Source organism: Xanthomonas nasturtii (genome assembly GCF_023337365.3).
GTDB lineage: Bacteria > Pseudomonadota > Gammaproteobacteria > Xanthomonadales > Xanthomonadaceae > Xanthomonas > Xanthomonas nasturtii.
This window is the reverse complement of record NZ_CP142084.2, coordinates 3,851,713-3,873,296: the sequence shown is the minus strand read 5'-3', so window position 1 is coordinate 3,873,296 and position 21,584 is coordinate 3,851,713. Positions and strand designations below refer to the sequence as shown.

Below are 21,584 nucleotides of genomic sequence, written 5' to 3'. Positions count from 1 at the left end.
GCTTCGGTACATGGCACGCGGCATCACCCGCGCCGCATCAGCATCTGCGTCACCAGGGCACGCAGGGCAGGTGGGCGCACCGGTTTGGAAAGGAATCCCCAACCCAGATCCAGCGCATGCTCGCGCAGTGCGGGGTCGGGCTCTGCGGTGACCAAAATCACGCGCGGTTCGCGTTGCCAGCGTTCCACCAGCTGGGGCAGCAGCATGGGGCCGTAATGCGCGCCCATGCGTACATCCAGCAAGAGCAATTCCGGCACCTCGTCGGCATTGGCAGCGCTCAATGCCTCGTCGGGGCCGCCGGCAAAATCCACGCGGCATTCCCAGCGCTCCAGCAGCGTGCGGGTGGCCTCGCAAACCAGCGGCTCGTCGTCCACGCACCACACGCGGCAGCCGTGCAGGATGGGGTCGTTGCCGTGTTCGGCGGTGCTGGCAGGCGCTGGCAATTGCCGTGCGATTGCGGCGCGTTCGCCCAGCGGCACGGTCACCGAAAATACGCTGCCACGCCCCAGCGTGGAGCGTAGCCCGATGCGGTGGCCGAGCAGGCGGCCGATACGTTCGACGATGGCCAGGCCCAGGCCCGCGCCGCGGTCGTTGGCCACGCCGTCGTCCAGGCGGCGGAATTCTTCGAAGATTTCGTGCTGCAAGGCGTCGGGAATGCCGGGCCCCTGGTCGTGCACTTCGATACGTAGCCAGCCGCCGCGACGACGGCAGCCGATCAGCACGCGTCCGCGCGGGGTGTAACGGATTGCGTTGGAAAGAAAGTTCTGCAGGATGCGGCGCAGCAGGTTTTCATCGCTCAACACCACCGCCGACGTGGGTACCCATTCCAGCGTCAGGCCACGGTCTTCGGCCAGGATGCCGAATTCGCGCGCCAGGGTTTCCAGCAAGGGCGCCAGCGCAAAGTCGCGTACCTGGGTCTTCAGGCTGCCGGCTTCCAGCCGCGAGATGTCGAGCAAGCTGTTGAGGATGGCGTCCTGTGCAGCCAGCGCACCGTCGATGTTGTCGACCACGCGCGCGCTGCCAGCCTCGTGCACTTGCCCGCGCAACACCGAGACGAACATGCGCGCGGCGTTGAGCGGCTGCAGCAGGTCGTGCACTGCCGAGGCGACGAAGCGGGTCTTGTAGCGGTTGGCGCTTTCGGCCTCGCGCTTGGCTGCAGCCAGGTCGCGGGTGCGCTCGGCTACGCGGTGTTCCAGTGCATCGGCCAGCGAACGCAATTCGCGTGCGGCATTCTTGTAGCTGGTGATGTCGGCATAGCTGGTGACAAAGCCGCCATCGGGCAGCGGGTTGCCGCGGATCTCAAGCACGGTGCCGTCTTCTTTTTCGCTCTCGCGCATATGCGGTTTGCCGCTGCGCAAATGGTTCAAGCGGCGTTCGATCGCCGCTTCGATCGGCCCCGGCCCGAGCAGGCCGCGGCGTGCGTTGAAGCGGAACAGGTCTTCGATCGGGCGGCCGATCTTGAGCAGTTCCGGCGGGAAGCGGAACAGCTCCACATAGCGCGAATTCCACGCCACCAGATTGAGCGCCTCGTCGATCACCACCACGCCCTGCGGCAGATGTTCCAGGCTGCGGCTCAGGCCGGCATTGGCCTGCTGCGCGGCGGTGACCACGCCGTCCTGCGCGGTGCGCAGTTCTTCGGCATGTTGTTGCAGCAGCGTTTCCAGCTCATGCCGGCTGCGCTGGCGCAGTGCCGACAGCCGCCGCCGTTGCTGCACGAACAACCACAACAACGCCAGCGCCAGCCATGCACCGGCTGCGGCAATTGCCGCTGCGCGCCCGGCGGCGGCACTGGCGCGGGTGTCGTGCAGCAGATGCAGGCGCCAGCCGCTTTCGGGTACTTCCAGGGTCTGCCACAGCACCTGCGCGCCGAGCGGCGGGTCGTGGATGTCGGCCAGGACACCGCCATACCCGGTCCGTTCGATCAGCCGGCGCCGCAGCGGTAGCAGATCCTGGTCGGCGTACTGCCGCGTACTCTGCAACTCGCGGCGATCGCGCTGGCTGAGCGGGGCCAGTATGCGGTAGCGCCATTCCGGCCGGCTGGCCAGAAACACCACATCGTGCGCGTCCGAGGCCAGCACGATGTCCGGGGTCTGCAGCCATTCGCGTTCCAGTGCGGCCAGCGCGATCTTGATCACCACCACGCCCTGCACCTGGCCGGCAGCATCGACGATGGCCTGCGACAGGAAATAACCCGGCTCGCTGGTGGTCATGCCGATGCCGTAGAAGCTGCCGCTGCCGGTGGCCAGCGCCTGCTGGTAGTACGGGCGGAAGGCGTAATCCACGCCGACGTTGCTGCGCGGCGCCTGCCAGTTGCTGGCCGCCAGCGCCACGCCGTCGTGGTTGATCAAGGTCAGCGTGGACGACTGGGTGACGTTATTGGCGCGTTCGAGTTTGCGATTGAGCCGCTGCACCTGCTCTGGCGACAGCGGGCCGGACACGGCCGCACGCAGCTCCGGGTCCAGCGCCAGAATCTGCGGCAGCGTGCGATAGCGGTCGATACGCTGCTGCAGCGCCTGCGCGTAGAGGCGCAGCTGCCGGCGCACGGTGGCGCTTTCGTCGTGCAGTGCATTTTGTTCGACGAAGTGCCCGGCCGCGAACATGGCCACGACCATGCCGCCCAGCACGATGGACAGGGTGAGCAGCAGGCGGCGGCGTTGCGAGGCATACATGGCTGCAAGTATGGCGGTCTGCCGCTGGATCGCGCAGCCATCGCCTCACCGTGCGCTGCGCAGACGCCCAAAAACGACAACGGCCGCACCCGTGCAGGAATGCGGCCGTGTCGAACATCTGTTGCCCTCAGCGATGGCAGCAGCGCGCCGAGCGCAAGGCAAGCAGGTACCGCAGCGCACGCCGGACCGAATCGCCGGCGTGCTGCAGCGCCTCAGCGCTGCTTAGAACTGCACCTGCGCACGCAGTTCCATCACGTGCGGGGTTTCATGTACGCCGTTGCGCGAGGAATCCACCCAGCTGTAGTTGGCCTGGAACTTGAAGTGGCTGGTGAGGTACCAGTTGGCGCCGATGGTGGTGTCGTGCTGGCGGCCGCCGTGCACGTTGTTGTCTTCCAGGTTCAGGCGGCTGTAGCGGGCGGTCAGCTCGACTGCGCCGTAGTCGTGCGCCGGCTTGATGTTGCCCGGCACGCCGCCGGCATAGCTGCGCGACTCGCCGGTCAGCGACCAGGTGCCGTACACGTACTGACCCTGGGCGATGAAGTGCGGCTGGCCGGCATTACGCGCCACTTCGGCACGCAGCGCTTCGCTCTGCAGCGAGAACGGGCCATGGATCCACACCGCTTCCACGCCGGTACGGATCACGTGGTCCACATCGAGGATGGTGCCGGTGTCGATCAGACGCACGTCGGTCAGGCCGGCTTCCGGGCGGGCACGCAGACGCACGCGCGGGCTGAACGACACGCCGCGGCCGTCGCTGAAACCGCGCGGGTTTTCCACCGAGCCGGCGATGCCCAGGTGCAGCACGTCGCCTTCGGCCTTGAACGGGGTCCAGGCGGCATGCACGGCCTGGGTGGTGCCCGGGTTGTCGCCCTGCAGATCCTTGCCGCCGTAAGCGCCGGCCTGCAGCAGGTACTGCTGGCGCTCCAGCGTCCACTCCACGCCGGTGCGGCGGCCCTGGAACACCGCCTGCACCGGCAGGCCCAGTTCCATGAAGCTGCCCGCGCGCGAGCTCTGCACCGCTTCCAGACCCACCGGCACCTTCATGTAGCCCAGGCGCACGCGGCCGTAGTCCTGGCCCAGCAGCGCCTTGGTCTCGAAGCGGTAGAACACGTCCAGCCACAGCTTGGCTTCGAAGTCGAAGTACACCATGGCATCGTAGACGCCCTTCTTCTTGATGGTGGCGCCGAATTCCTTGCGGCGGAAGTCGGTGCGGTCTTCCAGGCGGTCGTCGCCGGAGAAGTTGTTGTCGTCGTAGGCGTAGTTGCCGGTCACGCCCAGCTCGGTGCCGTCACCGAAGGTGACCTTGGTCGGCCAGTTTTCGATCGAGGTGGCTGCAGTGGCAGCGGCGGGGACGATGGCAATGGCCAACGCCAGGACAAGCAGATTGAGGCGCATAGGAATGGTCTTCGGCAAGGAAAGGGGCCGGGCGTCCTGCCATGGCGGTCGCAATGACTGTCTTCAGCAAGCGCGCAGGGTCCGGACGACGACAGCACCGGATCGGTGTCCGGGTTAAACGGAATTAACGGCCGGCGGTGGCGCGGCTGAAGTGTAAGCCGACGTTCAGCCGGTGCACATCGGGTAGTACCAATGGGCTATCGGCCACGGCTGTGACGTGCGGCCAGAATGCGTGCATCGGGTACCTGCTCAGGCACCCTCTCTCGCCCCTCGGAGTGGTGTCATGCACATCAGCAAGCCTGCCGGCCCCCTGCCGGCGTCCGTCCCCTTCTACCGCCAGCTGTATTTCCAGGTGGTGGTGGCGATCGTCCTGGGTGCCCTGCTGGGCCACTTCGAGCCGGCCTTCGCCGAAAGCCTCAAGCCGCTGGGCGACGCCTTCATCAAGCTGGTGAAGATGATCATCGCCCCGGTGATCTTCCTGACCATCGTCACCGGCATCGCCGGCATGACCCACCTCAAGACGGTGGGCCGGGTGTTCGCCAAGGCGATGACCTACTTCCTGTTTTTCTCCACGCTGGCATTGGTCGTGGGCATGGTCGTGGCGCACGTGGTGCAGCCTGGCGCCGGCATGAACATCAACCCGGCCGAGTTGGATCAGAGCGCGGTCAACACCTACGTGCAGAAGTCGCACGAGTTGAGCCTGGTCGGCTTTTTGATGGACATCATCCCGGCCACGCTGATCAGCGCTTTCGTCGATGGCAACATCCTTCAGGTGCTGTTCGTAGCGGTGTTGTTCGGTATCGCGCTGGCCCTGGCGGGCGAGCGCGGCCGCCCAGTGCTGAGCTTCCTGGAAGCGCTGACCGCCCCGGTGTTCCGCCTGGTGCACATTCTGATGAAGGCCGCCCCCATCGGTGCGTTCGGGGCGATCGCCTTCACCATCGGCAAATACGGGGTGGAATCGCTGGTCAATCTGGCCTGGCTGGTCGGTTCGTTTTACATCACCTCGCTGTTCTTCGTGCTGGTGATCCTGGGCCTGGTGTGCCGGTTGTGCGGCTTTTCGGTGCTCAAGCTGATCCGCTACCTCAAGGCCGAGCTGCTGCTGGTGCTGGGCACCTCGTCCTCGGAGTCGGCGCTGCCGTCGCTGATGGAAAAGATGGAAAAGGCCGGCTGCGAGAAGTCGGTGGTGGGCCTGGTGGTGCCGACCGGCTACTCGTTCAATCTGGATGGCACCAACATCTACATGACCCTGGCGGCGCTGTTCATCGCCCAGGCCACCAACGTGGACCTGACCCTGGGGCAGCAGATCACCTTGCTGGCAGTGGCGATGCTCAGCTCCAAGGGCGCGGCCGGCGTGACCGGCGCCGGCTTCATCACCCTGGCGGCGACCTTGTCGGTGGTGCCGGATGTGCCGGTAGCCGGCATGGCATTGATCCTGGGCGTGGACCGCTTCATGAGCGAGTGCCGCTCGCTGACCAACTTCATCGGCAATGCGGTGGCCACGGTGGTGGTGTCGCGCTGGGAAAATGCGCTGGACCGCGACCAGCTCAAGCTGGTGCTGGATGGCGGCTCGCCGCCGCTGCAGGCCCCGGTGGCCTCGACCGACGTGGTTGCCCCGATCAGCGCACGCTGACGCTTCCTACGGCCCTGTCTTCCGTCGGCCTTGCCGGCGGGATGCAGGGCCGTTCTACGTTTTATTAGCCGCCTTGTGCTGCACCCCGGCTGCACCGCGCCGCGCTGCAGCATGCAATTTCCCTGCCGCGCTGACAGCTGCGCGACAGGCCCTTGTTCAGGCAGGAGGGTAGAATTCAGCTCTCCTGCGCCTTCGAGACCCACACAGCCGATGTCCACCGACGACTTCAAACAGGCCGCCCTCGACTATCACCGCCAGCAGCCGGCCGGCAAGATCAAGGTCACCGCGACCAAGCCGATGCTGACCCAGCGCGATCTGTCGCTGGCGTATTCGCCGGGCGTGGCCTTCGCCTGCGAGGCGATCGTCGAAGAACCCACCCAGGCCAGCGAGCTCACCGCGCGCGGCAATCTGGTGGCGGTGATCACCAACGGCACCGCGGTGCTGGGCCTGGGCAACATCGGCCCGCTGGCCTCCAAGCCGGTGATGGAAGGCAAGGGCGTGCTGTTCCAGAAGTTCGCCGGCATCGACGTGTTCGATATCGAAATCAACGAGAACGACCCGGACAAGCTGGTGGACATCATCGCCAGCCTGGAGCCGACCTTCGGCGGCATCAACCTGGAAGACATCAAGGCGCCGGAGTGCTTCATCGTCGAGCGCAAGCTGCGCGAACGCATGAACATCCCGGTGTTCCATGACGACCAGCACGGCACCGCGATCATCGTCGGCGCCGCCGTGCTCAATGCGCTGGTGGTCACCGGCAAGAAGATCGAAGAGGTCAAGCTGGCCACCACCGGCATGGGCGCGGCCGGTATTTCCTGCGTCAACATGCTGGTCTCGCTGGGCTTGAAGCCGGAGAACATCCTGGCGCTGGACCGCGACGGGGTGATCCACACCGGCCGCACCGACCTGGACCCGGACAAGCAGCGCTATGCCCGCGACACCGACAAGCGCACCCTGGCCGAGATCGTCGAAGGCGCGGACATTTTCCTGGGCCTGTCGGCTGCCGGCATCCTCAAGCCGGAGATGGTCGCCAGCATGGCGCGCCAGCCGGTGATCTTCGCACTGGCCAACCCCAACCCGGAGATCACCCCGGAAGCGGCCAAGGCGGTGCGCCCGGATTGCATCATCGGCACCGGCCGGTCGGACTATCCGAACCAGATCAACAACGTGCTGTGCTTCCCGTACCTGTTCCGCGGCGCGCTGGACGTGGGCGCCACCGGCATCAACGAGGAAATGAAGATCGCCTGCGTCAAGGCGATTGCGGCGATGGCGCGGCGCGAGGCCTCCGACCTGGGCGCAGCCTACGGCGGCGAGACCCCGAGCTTCGGCCCGGAATACCTGATTCCGCGTCCGCTGGACCCGCGCCTGCTGGTGGAGTTGTCGTCTGCCGTTGCGCAGGCGGCGATGGATTCGGGCGTGGCCACGCGCCCGATCACCGACATGGAAGCCTACCGCGACAGGCTCAGCCAGTTCGTCTACCGCACCAGCCTGATGATGAAGCCGGTCTACGACCGCGCCCGCGCCGACAAGCAGCGCGTGGTGTATGCCGAAGGCGAAGAAGAAGTGGTGCTGCGCGCGGTGCAGAACGTGGTCGACGAAGGCCTGGCGTTCCCGATCCTGATCGGCCGCCCGGACGTGATCGAAGCGCGCATCGAACGCATGGGCCTGCGCCTGACCGCGGGCGTGGACTTCGAGATCACCAACATCCTCGACGACCCCCGCTTCAACGAATACTGGCAGTACTACCACGCGCTCACCGAGCGTCGCGGCGTGACCGTCACTGCCGCCAAGGAGTTGATGCGCTCGCGTCCGACCCTGATCGCCGCGGTGATGGTGGCGCGTGGCGAGGCCGATGCGATGCTGTCCGGCGTGGTTGGCCGCTTCCACAAGAAGCTGGGCTACGCGCGCAGCGTGATCCCGCTGGAACCGCGGGTGAGCTCCACCTCGGCGATGACCGGTGTGATCAACCAGCTGGGTGTGTTCTTCTTCCTGGACACGCATGTGCAGGAAGACCCCACCGTCGAGCAAGTGGTGGAAGCCACGCTGCAGGCGGCATATCGCCTCAAATTGTTCGGCATCGAACCCAACATCGCGCTGCTGTCCCATTCCAACTTCGGTAGCCACGACTCGCGCGACGCACTGAAGATGCGCCAGGTGCGCGAAGCCCTGCTCAAGCGCAAGCCCGAGCTCAACATCGACGGCGAAATGCAGGGCGACACCGCCTGGGACGAAGCGCTGCGCAAGCAGATCATGCCCAACAGCACGCTCAAGGGCCGTGCCAACCTGTTCGTGCTGCCGAACCTGGAAGCGGCCAACATCGCCTACAACCTGGTGCGCGTGTTCACCGACGGCGTGGCAATCGGCCCGATCCTGATGGGTATCTCCAAGCCCGTGCACATCCTCACCACCAGCGCCACCTCGCGCCGCGTGATGAACATGACCGCCATCGCGGCGGTGGACGCACAGATCCGCCGGCAGCGCGATGCCGAAAAGAACGCTGCCGAAAAGAGCGGTAGCTAAGAAGCGAAAAGCTAAGAAGCGCACTAGCCGAAAAGCGCAGTAACCGAAAAACCGCAGTAGCCGAAAACCGCGGTAGTCGAAAACCGCGGTGGTCGAAAAGCATAACGGCTAAGAGTTGCTGCGCGGCTTAAAGCCCCTCTCCCCCCGGGAGAGGGGTTGGGGAGAGGGTACGGTTCACCAGACCTGCCGACCTTGCAGTGGGCCCTAGCCCCGCAGCAGTCGTGCACATCCGCTGTGTGCGTCCGCATCAGTCCACCTGCCCATCAACAGCAGTGCGACCGCAGATTTCGATAAAAGCCCTCTTCAACGCAGCACAGGCTCCACCCCCAGCAGTTCGATCTCCGCCAGCTGCACCTTCGCCGGCGCACTGAAGCGCAGCCGATATTCGGCATACGCACCAGGCGTGGCAATACGAAACGGCCGCGTCTGCAACGGCCATTCGAACGTCTCCTCACCGCGCTGGTCGATGACCTTCCACGCGCCATCAGCCGTGCGTGCTTGCAAGGTCCATCCACTTGCCGCAAGTGCCGCATTGCCATTGGTCAGCGTGTAGAGCGTTGGCGTGCCGCGCGCAATGCCGCTAAGCGTCAGTGTCGATGTCGCTGCAATTGCAGCGACCGTCCCCGCATCGTCGTCATGCAACGCAACCACATCGCCACCATCGGCCAGCGTGATGCGCGCCGTGTTTCCAAGCAAATCCCGCAACGGGGCAGGGCGCTGCCCCGCAGGGGTCAACGACGGCGGCACTTCATCCGGACCGCTGCCCCAGCGCGAAGGCGCCGGCCCCATCTCGAAGTCCAGCCTGGCACCGTCGGCAATGGCCGCATGCGGCAGCCAGCTCTTGCGCCAGGGTGTGCCGTTGACCTTCAGCGATTGCACATAGACGTTCTGCGGCGAATTCTGCGGCGCATCGACTACCAGCGTCCCGCCATTGGGCAACCGCACGCTGGCATGCTTGAACAACGGCGAGCCGATCACGTACTCCGGCGCGCCCATGCGCAACGGATACAGCCCCAGCGCGGCGAACAGATACCACGCCGACATTTCGCCATTGTCTTCGTCGCCGGCGTAGCCCTGGCCGATCTCGCTGCCCAGATACAGGCGCGCCAGGATCTCGCGGGTGAGCCGCTGCGTTTTCCACGGCTGCCCGGCATACAGATACATCCACGGAATGTGGTGCGCGGTCTGATTGCTGTGCGCGTACATGCCCATGCGCACATCGCGCGCCTCGGTCATCTCGTGAATGGTGTCGCCATAGGAGCCTGCAAAGCGGGCTTCTGCGGTTTCCGGCGTGGCAAAAAACGTATCCAGCTTCGCGGCCAATGCCGCGCGTCCACCGTACAGCGCAGCCAGGCCTTCGCCATCGTGCGGCGCGGTGAACGCAAACGTCCAGCCGCTGGATTCGGTGTAATCGTTGCCCCATACGCGCGGGTCGTACTGTGCCGCAGCCACGCGCCACGCACCATCGGGTGTGCGGCCCTGGAAAAAGCCGACTGCCGGATCGAACAACGCCGCATACCCGGCCGCGCGGTGACGGAAATACAACGCCTCGGTCGCATAACGCTCGCGCGCTGCCGCCGTCGTGGCCTGGTTGGACAACCCATCGGCCATGTTGGCGATGCCGAAGTCGTTGAGCGCACCTTCCATCGACCACGACATGCCTTCGTGCGTGTCGGTATCGGTGTAGCCGCGGAAGGTCGAACGCGCCATGCCCTTGCGCCCGACATGCCGGTCCGGCGCGACCACCGTGGCATTCTTCAGCGCGGCGGCATACGCCTCGGCCGGGTCGAAGCCGGTCACGCCCTTTCGCCACGCATCGGCAAACGCCACGTCGGAGCTGGTGCCCACCATCAGGTCTGCATACCCCGGCGATGACCACCGCGCGATCCATCCGCCCGCGCGCGACTGCTCCACAAACCCCTGCACCAAGGCACCGGCGTCATCGGCTGCAAACAACGCATACGCCGGCCAGGCCGTACGAAACGTATCCCACAGCCCGTTGTTGACGTATACCCGGCCATCGCGGATCGGTGCGAAGCTGCGCACCGCGCTGCCGTCGATGTTGTTGTCCGACCAACTGTTCTGGCTGGCGTAGCGCCAATCCGGCGCAGTCGCAGTGCCCACGTTTTCATGCGCCGAGTTCGGGTACAGGTATAGCCGGTACAGATTGGAATACAGTGTGGTCTTCTGGTCGGCAGTGGCATCGGGCACGTCGAAGCGACCCAGTAACGTGTCCCAGGCGTCCTGCGCGCGCATGGCAACCTGCTCGACGCTCGCGTGCGGTGCGATTTCCAGCGCCAGGTTGTGCCTGGCCTGATCCAGCGAAATCAGCGAGGTGGCGATGCGCATCTGCACCTGTCGTGCGCTGCCGGCGTCGAACTTGATCCAGCCGGTCGGGCGCCCGGTGTCGATCGCACCGCTGCTGTGCCAGGGCGTATCGAAGCTGGCGTAGATGTACATGCGCGTGGCACCCGTCGATAGCCCGCTACGCACATCGGTGTAACCGGAGAGGGTCTGCGTTGCCGCATCCAGGCGTAGCCCGCCGCGCGCATCCACGTTGTCGAACAGTAGATTGGCATCGCCCCGCGCCGGGAAGCGAAAGCGGAACAGCGCCGCATGATCGGTCGGCGCGATCTCCGCATGGATGCCGTTATCCAGCTGCACGGCGTAGCGATAGGGGCGGGCACTTTCGGCGTCATGCGAAAACCCCAGCGCGCGTTTGCTGCGATCGGCTTCCGGCACCCCGGCAGTGAGCGAAGGCATCACCTGAAAGGTCTGCCGGTCGCCCATCCACGGGCTGGGCTGATGGCTGAGCGACAGCGCCTGCAGACGCGGCCGGTTATCGGTGCCGTTGCGTTCGTTCCAGCGATACAGCCAGGTCAGCGTTCCCGCATCGGTCACCGGCGTCCAGAAGTTGAACCCATGCGGCAGAGCCGTTGCCGGGAAATTGTTGCCACGCGAAAACGTACCATTGGACTGCGTGCCGCGCGTGGTCAGCACCCAATCCGATGGCCGCGCCGGCGGAGTCAGCGGTACCTCGGCAATGGAGATATCGTCGACCCAGCCGGCTGCGCTCGCGCCCGCAGGCGGCGCCACATCCAGTTCGATCGCCACGACGCGCCGCCCGCGCAACCCGGCCACGTCCCCCAATCGCACCTGCTTGCGCGCCCACTGCTGCGGATACAACGTCTTCGACTGACCTTGCGCAAGCGCGCCCATCGCCACGCCTTGCTGGTCCCGCGCAGAGGTAGCGGACAATCGCGTGCCATTGTCGAAGACCAGATCCAGCGACACATAGGTCGAAGCAACATGATCGGCGCCGATGCTTTCCGGAAGCACCATCCACGACAGCGTGGTGTCCGCACCGATCAGGAGGTCAACGCTGAACAGCGTGCGTCGGCCGTCTGCATCGCCGCCGTGATAGCGCAACGCATGCACGCCGCTGTAGCCGGCATTGGGCCTGGCTGCGTAGGGCGCCGCTGGTCCGGCGCCGACATTGACCTTGAGGCGCTGCGCAGCGTCCATCGCCGGACTGGGCTCTTCTGGCTCGAACGACGTAGCGAACCCGGATTCTGTGCTCGCCTTGGTCGTGAGAGGCTGCAAGGCAAGCATTGAAGCGAGCAGGCTTGCTTGTGCGATGGTCAATCGGATCACGTTGTGCAGATTCCTGAGCGATGGAGTAGCGGCGGATGGGTGACAGCGGGGGATGAAATGCGGACTAGACAGCAGCGTGTTCCCGCCGTTGCCGAAGTCGAGGAATTCGATGCTGGCCAAAGACGTTCAAACAGACAAGCGAGCTGGGCCTGTTGCTGATATGCAGCGTCGTCATCGCTGTGGATTTACCGGCGCCTTCGCAATCGGGGAATTCATTTCGCTTTTTGATAGGCCGAAGAAGGTATTTGCCAGACAAAGCGCCTCGGTAAACGATCACACGGCAATCCCCTGCCGACCTGCCGTTTAAAGCTTTCGCCGAATCGCGGAAACTCGATTGACAAGCTCGACCTTTACGCCAAAATCCAGTTACCACATTTAAATGGTAATGCGCATGGAGAGCACGATTAACAACGATCAGATGGATCTTGTCGCGGTATCCGGCCGCATCAAATCTGCGCGTGCGGCACTTGGTCTGTCGCAGGGTAGCCTGGCCGCCCGCCTTGGTGTGCATCGCGCCACGATTGCGCATTGGGAACGTGAGAGTGGCTTTGTTCCGAGTGTCGAGCATCTGCGCTCGCTAAGCCGTGAGCTCCAGGTGGGCTTCGAGTGGCTGGCGGTTGGCGGCATTGCTGATGAGGCCAAACCGAAGCCGTCCAGTACCTTACCGAGTTCACGCCGCGATCTTGAGGCGCGCCTGCTTGAGCTCTCACGCCATGCCCCGGTGTCCTTTCTCTCGACGGTCATTGCGCTACTGGAGAGTGCCAGCATTTTCATGGAGTGATCCCCGCCTGCTCGGCGGTGGCGCGGCAACCATGTGTCTTGGAAGCGATGTGGCACCAGACTGGCTTGGGTATGGAGGTGCTGGCAGTAAGCCGGCACCCGTGTCGCATTGAGGCGACATGGGTGGCAAACCATGCCAGGTTTGCCACACCCGAGCGCTTGTATCGCCTTCAGGTGGCGAGCCTAATAAGGCCGAGTCAGGGAAGCTCGGTCCGCCGGAGACCCAGGCCCCGTTGCCATCGCCCGTTGCTCGTTGCCAAGGATCGTAGCGTGCTCGAATCCATCTCCATCGCGTTCCACCGGGTCGTAGCACTGATCCTGCCGTCCTCCGTGCTGGCGATTGCGCTTTTCAATCGCCATGCCGCGCGCGGCACAATGTGCGGCAATGCGGAATGAGCCAGGGCCTGTTCCGCGAGGAGGTGTTGCAGGCTCGCCGTACCAGTTGGCTGGGCGGCATATCGTTGGTGCAACCGTTGCAGTCATGGGTGGTTGCAAGCGTGGCTGCGATTGTGGCGACAGCGGTGGTTGCATACCTGTGCATTGGCACCTACACGCACCGGTCCACGGTGACCGGCCAACTGGTACCAACTAAAGGCCTGGCTACGGTGATTGCGCCCGCCACCGGGGTTGTCACCAGGCTAGACGTTAGCGAAGGCCAACGAGTCGAGGCCGGACAGATCCTGGGTGTCGTGACGGTTCCGCGCGCGACGCTGGCCAGTGGCGATACCGAGCATGCCTTGCAGCGCCATCTGCATCAGCGCGGGGATGGCTTGAAGGCATCTGAACAGGCACAGCTGCAGCAGTTGGATGCGCAGGAGCAGGGCTTGCGCGCGCAGTTGTCCAATATCCAGCAGGAATTGGTGCAGGTGAACGGGGAAGTCGCCACACGTCGCAGCCAGATCGCCCTCGCCAATGAAGTGCTGCAACGTTGGCGCCAGTTGCAGGATGACAAGTACGTCAGCGTGTTGCAGATCAGGCAGCAGGAATCCAGCGCGCTGGAATACACCAGCCAGCTGCAGGCGTTGCAGCGGCAAGCCACCGAAATGCGACGCAACGCCGCGCAGATCGAACAACAATTGCGTGTATTGCCGGGGCAGCGCGGGGGGGTGCAGGCCGACTATCGCCGTGATGCGGCGACGGTGGAACAGGAGCAGGTGCAAACCCAGGCCAATGGCGCGTTGGTGCTGACGGCACCTGTGGCAGGGGTGGTGGCGACGCAGATGGCAAAACCGGGGCAAGCGATCCAAGGCGGGCAACCACTGCTGAGGAAGCTCTGAACAAAGCAGCATGATCTGCGACAATCGATCAACGAACCGAGCGGACGATTTCGATGCAGCTGACCTTCGGCGATGCGGAGTACAACGGCAAGCGCAAGCAGACGCGGCGCGAGGTATTTCTGGCCGAGATGGATCAGGTGGTGCCGTGGAAAGACCTGCTGGCGCTGATCGAGCCGCATTATCCAAAGTCGGGGCAGCCAGGGCGACAGCCGTATCGGCTGGAGACGATGCTGCGCATCCACTTTTTGCAGCAGTGGTACGCATTGAGCGATCCATCGGCGGAAGAAGCCCTGTACGACACGGTGTCGATGCGGCGTTTTGCAAAGATCGGCGGCCTGGATGAGGTGCCGGACGAGACGACGATACTCAACTTCCGCCACTTGCTGGAGCAACACGATGTGGCGCGCAAGCTGTTCAACCGGGTCAACGCGCACCTGTCGCGCAAGGGACAGAGCCTGCGCAGCGGGACGATCGTAGACGCCACGATCATTTCAGCGCCAAGTTCGACCAAGAACCAGGACGGCAAGCGTGATCCGCAGATGCACCAGACCAAGAAGGGCAATCAGTATTACTTCGGAATGAAAGCGCATATCGGCGTGGACGATGTGTCCGGGTTGGTGCACCACGTAGAATGCACGGCAGCCAACGTCGCCGATATCACGCAGGCGCACAAGCTACTGCATGGCAAGGAAGACACGCTCAGCGGGGATGGCGGATATACCGGGCTGGACAAGCGCGAGGAAATGGCGAGCAAGCGCAAGTTGCGCTACCTGATCGCAGCCAAGCCCTCCAAGCTGAAGCAGATCAAGAACCAACGCGAATTGAAGCGGGCCAAGCGTTGGGAGCACACCAAGGCCAGCTTGCGCGCGAAGGTGGAACACCCGTTTCGGGTGATCAAACGCCAGTTCGGTGACGTCAAGGTGCGCTATCGCGGTTTGGCGAAGAACACCGCGCAGGTGCTGACGCTGTTTGCGCTGTCGAACCTGTGGCTGAAGCGAAAGCAGTTGATGCCTGTCGTGGGGACGGTGTGCCTGTAATCCAGGCAACACCCCGCAAACGCGGCGGAAATGGCAAAAAATCGAGGGTCTGAGTGCCATCAGAGTGGCTGATGCGGTTTAGATCATCCTCCGACGCCGTTGATCAGACCATCCCTGAGTGTGGTGCCGGGGGATGGGCGCCTGGAAGCCGAATTGCTTGTGCCCAGCCGTGCCATTGGCTTTGTCGCTCCAGGGGACACGGTATTGCTGCGCTATCAGGCATTCCCGTATCAGAAGTTTGGTCACCAGCAAGGTCGCCTGAGCCAGGTTAGCCGCGGCGTGCTCGTTGGGAGTGCATCGGGTCCGTTGATCGGGAATGCCGGGCAGGGGGAGCCGTGTTACCGCGTCACTGTTGCCCTGGGGCGGCAAAGCGTCATGGCCTACGGCAAGCCCCAGATGCTCAAGCCAGGAATGCTGTTGCAAGCCGACATCATTGGAGAACGGAGAAGGCTAATCGAGTGGGTTTTTGAGCCATTGTTGACACTCGGCAAGTGATTTATTCCAGTGATGGATGAGCATTAGGCATGATAAATCTTTCAGAGCTGCTCTAGTAACTTTGACAAATTCTGAAATCCCTGGAGATCAATGAGGATTGGTGGAATGGACTTGGGAGTCGCTGTGTTGATTAATAGCATTGTAGGCAGGGATAAATAGTTTTGGGGGGTTGCCCCGATAGCTGGCACATTGGCCAAGGTTTTGCTAAAGGCTGGAACGAATCTAAAGCACATCCACTCACTTAACTTTACTGCAAGATTTCTAATAGGGAGATGTAGTCATGAGTGAATTTGCACTAGTGGAAATATCCGAAGAAGAAACTGCTATGGTAAGCGGGTGTGGTGTCTTTAGTGCGATTGGAGAATTTGCCGGTAACGCAGCACACTGGGCCTGGGAAAACGGTGCGGCCATCAATGATGGTTATGTTCGTGGCGAGCTATTTTAATTTTTAACGCGATATCGCCGGGCTATAACGTCCGGCGATATCAGTGTTAGATGCGAGCATGCAAATGTTTTTTATTAGAAAATTGCTACCTTTAATTTTTATATTAAGTGCCCCTGTTACTTATTTCTTCTTCGGCTCGGTTGATTCTGGTAAATATAAGTTTGGATTATTTTTATTATATGTGGTCGTCTACCCTTTTCTTGAGACAGTTATGTACCAATTTATCACCCAAGAGCTAGTGTTGCGATTTGGATGGGGTGCGAAAATTTCTATTGCAGTTTCGTGGGTTGTCTTCCTACTGGCGCATACTGGGGGGGGGGGCAGAGTGGTGGTTCCTGGATTGATTGGGGGCGGAATTCTCGCTTTCACGTATGGGCTGACCAGGCGTTGGGGGCGTGGGAATGCATTCATTTCAACTCTTCTGTTGCACGCCACCTGGAATTGTTGCGCTATTATTTTTATTAATTTTTCTAGCGGAATTAAATGAAGTCAATTATCCGCCAGGTTGAGGCTGCTGAATGTGCGCTGGCTTCATTGGCGATTATTATATCTATACATGGCGGGCGGACTCAGCTATCAGAGTTGCGTCGCCGGTTTCCATTATCGCTTAAGGGCGCCAGACTCAATCACCTGATCGCTATGGCCCAGAAACTCGGCTTTGCGACCCGCCCACTGCGGTTGGGTATGGAGAACCTGAGCCAGCTCCAGCTGCCGTGCATCCTGCATTGGGATCTCAATCACTTCGTCGTCCTGGCAAAGGTCGGCAAGGCCAAGGTGACGATTCTTGACCCCGCTATCGGTGAGCGGATCTTGTCGCTTGATGAAGTATCAAGATCCTTTACCGGCGTTGCGTTGGAGCTCACGCCAACTGCGGAGTTCAAACCACAAAAGACTGCGCCTCCCTTCTCTGTGCGCCAGCTCACTGGCCAGATCCGCGGGCTGTGGGGCGCGCTCTCACAGATACTGCTGTTGTCTGCCGCGCTGCAGATCTTTGTGATTTTGGCGCCGTTCTACATGCAGTGGGTGGTGGATCAGGTATTGGTGTCGGCCGACCGCGATCTTTTGGTAGTGGTTGGTTTCGGCTTTGGTCTGGCGTTGTTGTTGCAGATCGGCATTGGTCTGCTCCGTGGATGGGCAGTGGTGTATTTGTCTTCCAGGCTGGGGCTACAGTGGATGGGAAACGTGTTTGCCCATCTGATTAAGCTGCCGCTGGATTTCTTCGAAAAACGCCATCTGGGCGATATCACCTCGCGGATGTCGTCGGTACAGACGATCCAGCGCACGCTGACGACCAGTTTCGTCGAGTCCATCATCGATGGACTAATGGCAGTAGTCACGCTGGGATTCATGCTGATCTACAGCTGGAAGCTGGCCTTGGTAACATTAGTGGTGGTCACGCTGTATCTGACCATTCGAGCGGTTGCATATCGTCCGGTGCGTGACCGCACCGAGCAGCAACTAGTCGCTGCCGCCAAGCAGCAGACGCATCTGCTGGAATCGTTACGCGGAATGCAGAGTTTGAAAATAGCCGGCGAAGAATCGCAGCGTCGCTCTACCTATGAGAATCTGCTCAACGACACCGTCAATCAGGACGTGAGGTTGGCCCGGATGGGGCTGGGGTTCAGCACGGCCAGTCAAGTGGTTTTTGGCCTCGAACGTATCGCAGTGATCTGGATCGGGGCCACCCTGGCGCTGGATAACGTGTTCTCGGTAGGCATGTTGGTTGCCTACTTGGCCTACAAGGATCAGTTTGCCATGCGGGTGAGCGGGCTGATCGACAAGTGGATAGAATTCCGAATGCTGCGCCTGCATGGTGAACGGCTGGCCGATATCGTGCTGACGCAGCCTGAAAACGATCACGCGCTGCCGGAGACGCTGCCACCGGCGGAGCCGCGGATCGAGTTGCAAGGGCTGTCGTTTCGGTATGCAGAAGGTGAGCCCTGGATACTCAAGGAGTGCAGTTTGAGCATTCAGGCCGGTGAATCGGTAGCGATCGTCGGCCCGTCCGGTTGTGGCAAGACCACGTTGTTGAAGCTGTTGCTTGGTCTACTGCAGCCGACCGAAGGCGTCATCCGCATCGGCGGTCATGACCTGCATAAGATCGGCCCGCGGAATGTGCGCGCGATCGTGGGTGCGGTGATGCAGGACGACCAGTTGTTCGCCGGGAGCATTGCCGACAACATCAGTTTCTTCGACCAGGATTTCGATCTTGAGCGTATCGAGTCGGCAGCGCGGCTGGCAGCGGTCAATGAGGATATCGCTGCAATGCCGATGGGTTATCACGGATTGATTGGCGACATGGGCAGCTCGCTGTCTGGCGGCCAGAAACAGCGGATCATCCTGGCACGTGCGCTATACCGTCAGCCGAAGTTGCTGTTTCTGGATGAAGCCACCAGTCACCTCGACGTGATGCGTGAGCGACTGGTCAATGAGGCGGTCAAGCGGCTGAAGGTAACCAAGGTGATCGTGGCGCATCGACCGGAGACCATTGCCAGCGCAGATCGGGTGATCGTGCTTGAGCAAGGGCGCGTGGTACAGGAGTTTCGTCCCCACGCGGCGCTGTCGGACGTGCTTCCCGCTCGAGATATCGAACACGCATATGGTCATGCTGTTATATAACCCTCCAGAACTCGCTGGTCGGGGAGGTTGACGTGGAGCAGGCACAATGAGGAGGGCGATGTGTTTCAGGAGCGCCGTGGTAGCGGCCAGCATGCTGCTGGCGGGCTGCGCGAGTGACGATTGGGGGACGGCAGGCGCCTCGTCCGCGCCTGCCGATTGCCTGGTGGGCAATGACGATGGCCCGGTGGCGCCGGCCGGTGCAACGGGTGCGCGCAGCCTGCGCGACTCACGCTGCGATCCCTCCAAGCAAGCGGAGTCCACCGGCATGCGTGCCGATCCGATCAAGCCGAACTTTGGCAAGCGGAACGAGTGAAGCGCCAAGCGGCGTGCTTCGACATCGATCGGTGCCGCAGCCGCTCTCGAAACGGCTAGCGCTGCTAGAATACCGGCCGTTCCCCCCGCCTGCGATGTACGCCATGAGCCAGACCGCCACCGCGCCCGCCAATGCGCAAACGCGTTACACCGTGCACCGCGGCGACCTGCCGCTGAGCTGCCCGACCCCGCAGATGGCGTTGTGGAACTCGCATCCGCGCGTGTACCTGCCGATCGAAGACGAACCCAACTGCGAAGCCAAGTGCCCGTATTGCGGCGCGCTCTTCGTTCTCGCTGACTGATCCTGGCCGGATGCACCGCCTGACCGTGGTGCAACTGCTGCCGGCGCTGCAGTCCGGCGGCGTCGAGCGCTCCACCCTGGAAATCGCCGCCGCGCTGGTGCGGGCCGGCCATCGCGCGGTGGTCGTTTCGGCCGGTGGGCGCTTGGTGCAACCGTTGCTGGATGCCGGCGGCGAACACCTCACCCTGGATATCGGCCGCAAGTCGCTGCTGACGCTGCGCCATGTAGTCGGTTTGCGCCGCTTGTTCGCCGAACTCGGAGCCGACATCGTGCATGCACGTTCGCGGCTGCCGGCCTGGCTGGGGTGGTACGCATTGCGCGGCATGCCCGCTGCCACGCGGCCGCGCTTGGTCACCACCGTGCACGGGCTCAATTCGCCCAGCCGCTACAGCGCGGTGATGACCTACGGCGAGCGGGTGATTTGCGTCTCGCAGACGGTGCGCGATTACGTCTGCACGCACTATCCGCAAACCGATCCCGCACGCTTGCGCACCATTGCGCGCGGGGTCGATATCGCCCAGTTTCCGCGCCGGCTGCAGCCCGACCGCCGCGCCCGCGCGTGGGCACAGACCCTGCTGCCAGGGCTGCCTGCCGATGCACCGTTGCTGCTGCTGCCGGGCCGCGGCACGCGCCTGAAGGGGCACGCCGACGGCCTGCAGCTGCTCGCCGACGTGCGTGCGGCGGGTACCCCGGCCTTCCTGTGGTTGCCGGGCGCGCGCGAGCCGGGGCGCGAAGCCTACGTGCGCGAACTGGAAGCGCAGGCGGCCCGCTTGGGCGTTGCCGGCGCAGTCGCCTTTACCGAGCCCACCGCGCGCATTGCCGAGGCCTACGCCGCCAGCAACCTGGTGCTGCAGCTCTCGCGCAAGCCGGAAGCCTTCGGCCGCACCGTGGTGGAGGCGCTTTCGGTCGGTCGCCCGGTGCTGGGCTGGGCGCATGGCGGCGTCGGCGAATTGCTGGCCGAGTTGCAGCCCAGTGGTGCGGTTGCCGCCTTCGATACCCAGGCCTTGCGCACGCAGGCGCTGCAGTTGCTGCAGCAGGCGCCGGCAGCGCCGGCCGTGCTCCCCTACACGTTGCAGGCCATGCAAACGGCCACCTTGAAGGTCTATGACGAACTCCGCCACTGAGGCCCTTGCGCAGGCGCCCGTGTTGACGCCCGATGCCGGCCGCTGGGCACCGCTGTGGGTGATTCTGTTCGTGGCGCTTTGGCCCACGCCCGGCCTGGCAGAAACGGTGCTGTCCCTGGGCGCGCTATTTGCGACATATCGCTTGTTGCACGCGCGCTTTCGCGGCGGCACGCGCCTGCTCAGCGGAGCGGCATGGGCGCTGACCAGCGTGCTGTTCTTCGCGTATTGGCTGCCGCAGATGCTGTCGGCATTCGATGCGGTGGACGTGGCGCGCGCGTTGCGCAAATCGGCCAGCGATCTGCGCTATCTGCCTTTCATGTGGTTATGCGCCATCGCCGTGGCCAATGCGCAGCGCCGGCGCCGCACCTTTACCGGGCTGGCGGTGATCGGCGGGGTGTGGACGCTGGATGCGCTGCTGCAGGCCGTCTTCGGTACCAGCCCATTGTTCTTCGGTATGGATCAGATCAAGCAGCTGATCAGCGGCCACGGCCTGTGCACGGCCCAGGAGCTGGCGCTGGTGGACCGGCTGAGCGGCGTGTTGGGGCCGTGCAACCTCAAGTTCGGGCAGACCCTGGCCAGCCTGTCGCCGTTCCTGTTGCTGGCGCTGGGGCGGCGTAACGCCTGGGCCTGGGCTGGTGCGGCGGCGGCGGTCGGTATCGTGCTGGTGTTGGCGGGCTCGCGCGCATCGTGGATCACCTACGCGGTGATCGTGCTGCTGTCGGGCTGGCAGTTATTGGGTGGGCGCCGTCTGCTGGGGGTTGCGCTGATCGGTGCGCTGCTGGCCGTTGCGGTGGTGGCGGCGGCGCCACAGGCGCGCGAGCGCATCCAGCGCACCACGCTGGCGTTCGGCAATGGCCAGCAAGGTGTCGACCAGGCCTTGTCCGGGCGTGCCCAGATCTGGGGCGCGGCGCTGTGCATGATCCGCGCGCATCCGCTCAACGGCGTCGGCGCGCGCGGGTTCCGGCAGGCCTACCCGGCCTGCAACCCAGCGCCCGATCAGGCGCCGGCGTGGGGCGACGGGCCGGCCTTCCATGCGCACCAGATCGTGCTGGAAGTCCTGGCCGAAACCGGCGTGATCGGTTTGCTGTTGTGGCTGGCCGGCGCGGCGCAGGCGTGGCGCGCCTGGCGCTATTCAAGCGTGGTGGCGCGTGAGCAGGCGCGTCCGGCAATGATTGCGCTGGTGGCGACGGTGTTCCCGCTCAACACGCATCTGGCGTTCTATTCCAGTTTCTGGGGCGGGCTGAGTCTGATGCTGGCCGGGCTATATGCCGGCGCCTTGCTCAACGACGATGCGGATCGGTCAGCGCCGCCGTAATGCGCCGCGTG

Annotated in this window: 15 protein-coding genes and 2 pseudogenes; 14 read left to right on the top strand and 3 right to left on the bottom strand. The window is 63.4% G+C overall.

Translation table 11 applies throughout. From position 1 onward, the window contains the following. Positions 1-23: 23 nt before the first annotated feature. Together M3O59_RS16800 and M3O59_RS16795 are read right to left on the bottom strand one after the other, a co-directional pair. Positions 24-2,669, bottom strand: a complete 2,646-nt coding sequence (locus M3O59_RS16800) for a hybrid sensor histidine kinase/response regulator (RefSeq protein WP_116905890.1) — start codon at positions 2,667-2,669, stop codon at positions 24-26. Between the two features lie 222 nt (positions 2,670-2,891). Further along, positions 2,892-4,064, bottom strand: coding sequence for an OprO/OprP family phosphate-selective porin (locus M3O59_RS16795; RefSeq protein WP_064629263.1), 1,173 nt, complete (start codon positions 4,062-4,064; stop codon positions 2,892-2,894). Between the two features lie 283 nt (positions 4,065-4,347). Here M3O59_RS16795 and M3O59_RS16790 point away from each other — a divergent pair, with 283 nt between their 5' ends. Both M3O59_RS16790 and M3O59_RS16785 read left to right on the top strand, forming a co-directional pair. After that, complete coding sequence (locus M3O59_RS16790) at positions 4,348-5,694, top strand: dicarboxylate/amino acid:cation symporter (RefSeq protein ID WP_064629261.1); 1,347 nt, start codon at positions 4,348-4,350, stop codon at positions 5,692-5,694. A gap of 210 nt (positions 5,695-5,904) precedes the next feature. Beyond that, positions 5,905-8,214: an NADP-dependent malic enzyme gene (locus M3O59_RS16785; RefSeq protein WP_116905891.1), complete on the top strand. Its 2,310-nt coding sequence runs from the start codon at positions 5,905-5,907 to the stop codon at positions 8,212-8,214. Positions 8,215-8,517: 303 nt separating this feature from the next. On the opposite strand, the gene M3O59_RS16780 is transcribed toward M3O59_RS16785, so the two are convergent. Beyond that, positions 8,518-11,739: a GH92 family glycosyl hydrolase gene (locus M3O59_RS16780; protein WP_249047094.1), complete on the bottom strand. Its 3,222-nt coding sequence runs from the start codon at positions 11,737-11,739 to the stop codon at positions 8,518-8,520. A 520-nt stretch (positions 11,740-12,259) separates the two neighbouring features. Here M3O59_RS16780 and M3O59_RS16775 point away from each other — a divergent pair. The 12 genes and pseudogenes from M3O59_RS16775 (at position 12,260) to M3O59_RS16720 (ending at position 21,573) form a co-directional block, all read left to right on the top strand. Further along, positions 12,260-12,649 carry a helix-turn-helix transcriptional regulator gene (locus M3O59_RS16775; RefSeq protein WP_239686927.1) on the top strand — a complete coding sequence of 130 codons (390 nt, stop codon included), beginning with the start codon at positions 12,260-12,262 and terminating at the stop codon, positions 12,647-12,649. Positions 12,650-12,918: 269 nt separating this feature from the next. Then, the gene (locus tag M3O59_RS16770) at positions 12,919-13,044 is read left to right on the top strand and encodes a hypothetical protein (RefSeq protein ID WP_258872258.1); all 126 of its coding nucleotides are present in this window, start codon (positions 12,919-12,921) and stop codon (positions 13,042-13,044) included. Then, positions 13,041-13,913, top strand: a pseudogene (locus M3O59_RS16765) (HlyD family efflux transporter periplasmic adaptor subunit); the annotation flags it as partial. The gene M3O59_RS16770 and the pseudogene M3O59_RS16765, both read left to right, overlap by 4 nt. Before the next feature lie 65 nt (positions 13,914-13,978). Next, complete coding sequence (locus M3O59_RS16760; RefSeq protein ID WP_330462230.1) at positions 13,979-14,962, top strand: IS5 family transposase; 984 nt, start codon at positions 13,979-13,981, stop codon at positions 14,960-14,962. Between the two features lie 105 nt (positions 14,963-15,067). Beyond that, positions 15,068-15,457 (top strand): annotated as a pseudogene (locus M3O59_RS16755) (HlyD family efflux transporter periplasmic adaptor subunit); the annotation flags it as partial. Positions 15,458-15,737: 280 nt separating this feature from the next. Then, entirely contained in the window at positions 15,738-15,902 is a 165-nt protein-coding gene (locus M3O59_RS16750; protein ID WP_249054694.1) for a hypothetical protein, read from the top strand. Between the two features lie 58 nt (positions 15,903-15,960). Then, complete coding sequence (locus M3O59_RS16745; protein WP_249050276.1) at positions 15,961-16,389, top strand: CPBP family glutamic-type intramembrane protease; 429 nt, start codon at positions 15,961-15,963, stop codon at positions 16,387-16,389. Further along, a complete protein-coding gene (locus tag M3O59_RS16740; RefSeq protein ID WP_249047076.1) occupies positions 16,386-18,521 on the top strand; it encodes a peptidase domain-containing ABC transporter in 2,136 nt (711 codons plus the stop codon). The genes M3O59_RS16745 and M3O59_RS16740 overlap by 4 nt, the downstream gene beginning before the upstream one ends. A 91-nt stretch (positions 18,522-18,612) precedes the next feature. After that, positions 18,613-18,834 (top strand): hypothetical protein, encoded by a 222-nt coding sequence (locus tag M3O59_RS16735; protein WP_064629250.1) that lies wholly within the window; start codon positions 18,613-18,615, stop codon positions 18,832-18,834. Positions 18,835-18,937: 103 nt separating this feature from the next. Further along, positions 18,938-19,135 carry a zinc-finger domain-containing protein gene (locus M3O59_RS16730; RefSeq protein WP_014504522.1) on the top strand — a complete coding sequence of 66 codons (198 nt, stop codon included), beginning with the start codon at positions 18,938-18,940 and terminating at the stop codon, positions 19,133-19,135. A 10-nt stretch (positions 19,136-19,145) separates the two neighbouring features. After that, positions 19,146-20,258, top strand: a complete 1,113-nt coding sequence (locus tag M3O59_RS16725) for a glycosyltransferase (protein WP_249047077.1) — start codon at positions 19,146-19,148, stop codon at positions 20,256-20,258. Beyond that, positions 20,239-21,573, top strand: a complete 1,335-nt coding sequence (locus M3O59_RS16720; RefSeq protein WP_249047078.1) for an O-antigen ligase family protein — start codon at positions 20,239-20,241, stop codon at positions 21,571-21,573. Before M3O59_RS16725 ends, M3O59_RS16720 begins: the two co-directional genes overlap by 20 nt. Positions 21,574-21,584: the final 11 nt, after the last annotated feature.

Bases quoted from the DNA above. Each gene is read 5' to 3' on its own strand.
- M3O59_RS16800 (WP_116905890.1), bottom strand. From the start codon at position 2,669: ATGTATGCCTCGCAACGCCGCCGCCTGCTGCTCACCCTGTCCATCGTG.
- M3O59_RS16795 (WP_064629263.1), bottom strand. From the start codon at position 4,064: ATGCGCCTCAATCTGCTTGTCCTGGCGTTGGCCATTGCCATCGTCCCC.
- M3O59_RS16790 (WP_064629261.1), top strand. From the start codon at position 4,348: ATGCACATCAGCAAGCCTGCCGGCCCCCTGCCGGCGTCCGTCCCCTTC.
- M3O59_RS16785 (WP_116905891.1), top strand. From the start codon at position 5,905: ATGTCCACCGACGACTTCAAACAGGCCGCCCTCGACTATCACCGCCAG.
- M3O59_RS16780 (WP_249047094.1), bottom strand. From the start codon at position 11,739: ATGGACGCTGCGCAGCGCCTCAAGGTCAATGTCGGCGCCGGACCAGCG.
- M3O59_RS16775 (WP_239686927.1), top strand. From the start codon at position 12,260: ATGGAGAGCACGATTAACAACGATCAGATGGATCTTGTCGCGGTATCC.
- M3O59_RS16760 (WP_330462230.1), top strand. From the start codon at position 13,979: ATGCAGCTGACCTTCGGCGATGCGGAGTACAACGGCAAGCGCAAGCAG.
- M3O59_RS16750 (WP_249054694.1), top strand. From the start codon at position 15,738: ATGAGTGAATTTGCACTAGTGGAAATATCCGAAGAAGAAACTGCTATG.
- M3O59_RS16745 (WP_249050276.1), top strand. From the start codon at position 15,961: ATGCAAATGTTTTTTATTAGAAAATTGCTACCTTTAATTTTTATATTA.
- M3O59_RS16740 (WP_249047076.1), top strand. From the start codon at position 16,386: ATGAAGTCAATTATCCGCCAGGTTGAGGCTGCTGAATGTGCGCTGGCT.
- M3O59_RS16735 (WP_064629250.1), top strand. From the start codon at position 18,613: ATGCTGCTGGCGGGCTGCGCGAGTGACGATTGGGGGACGGCAGGCGCC.
- M3O59_RS16730 (WP_014504522.1), top strand. From the start codon at position 18,938: ATGAGCCAGACCGCCACCGCGCCCGCCAATGCGCAAACGCGTTACACC.
- M3O59_RS16725 (WP_249047077.1), top strand. From the start codon at position 19,146: ATGCACCGCCTGACCGTGGTGCAACTGCTGCCGGCGCTGCAGTCCGGC.
- M3O59_RS16720 (WP_249047078.1), top strand. From the start codon at position 20,239: ATGACGAACTCCGCCACTGAGGCCCTTGCGCAGGCGCCCGTGTTGACG.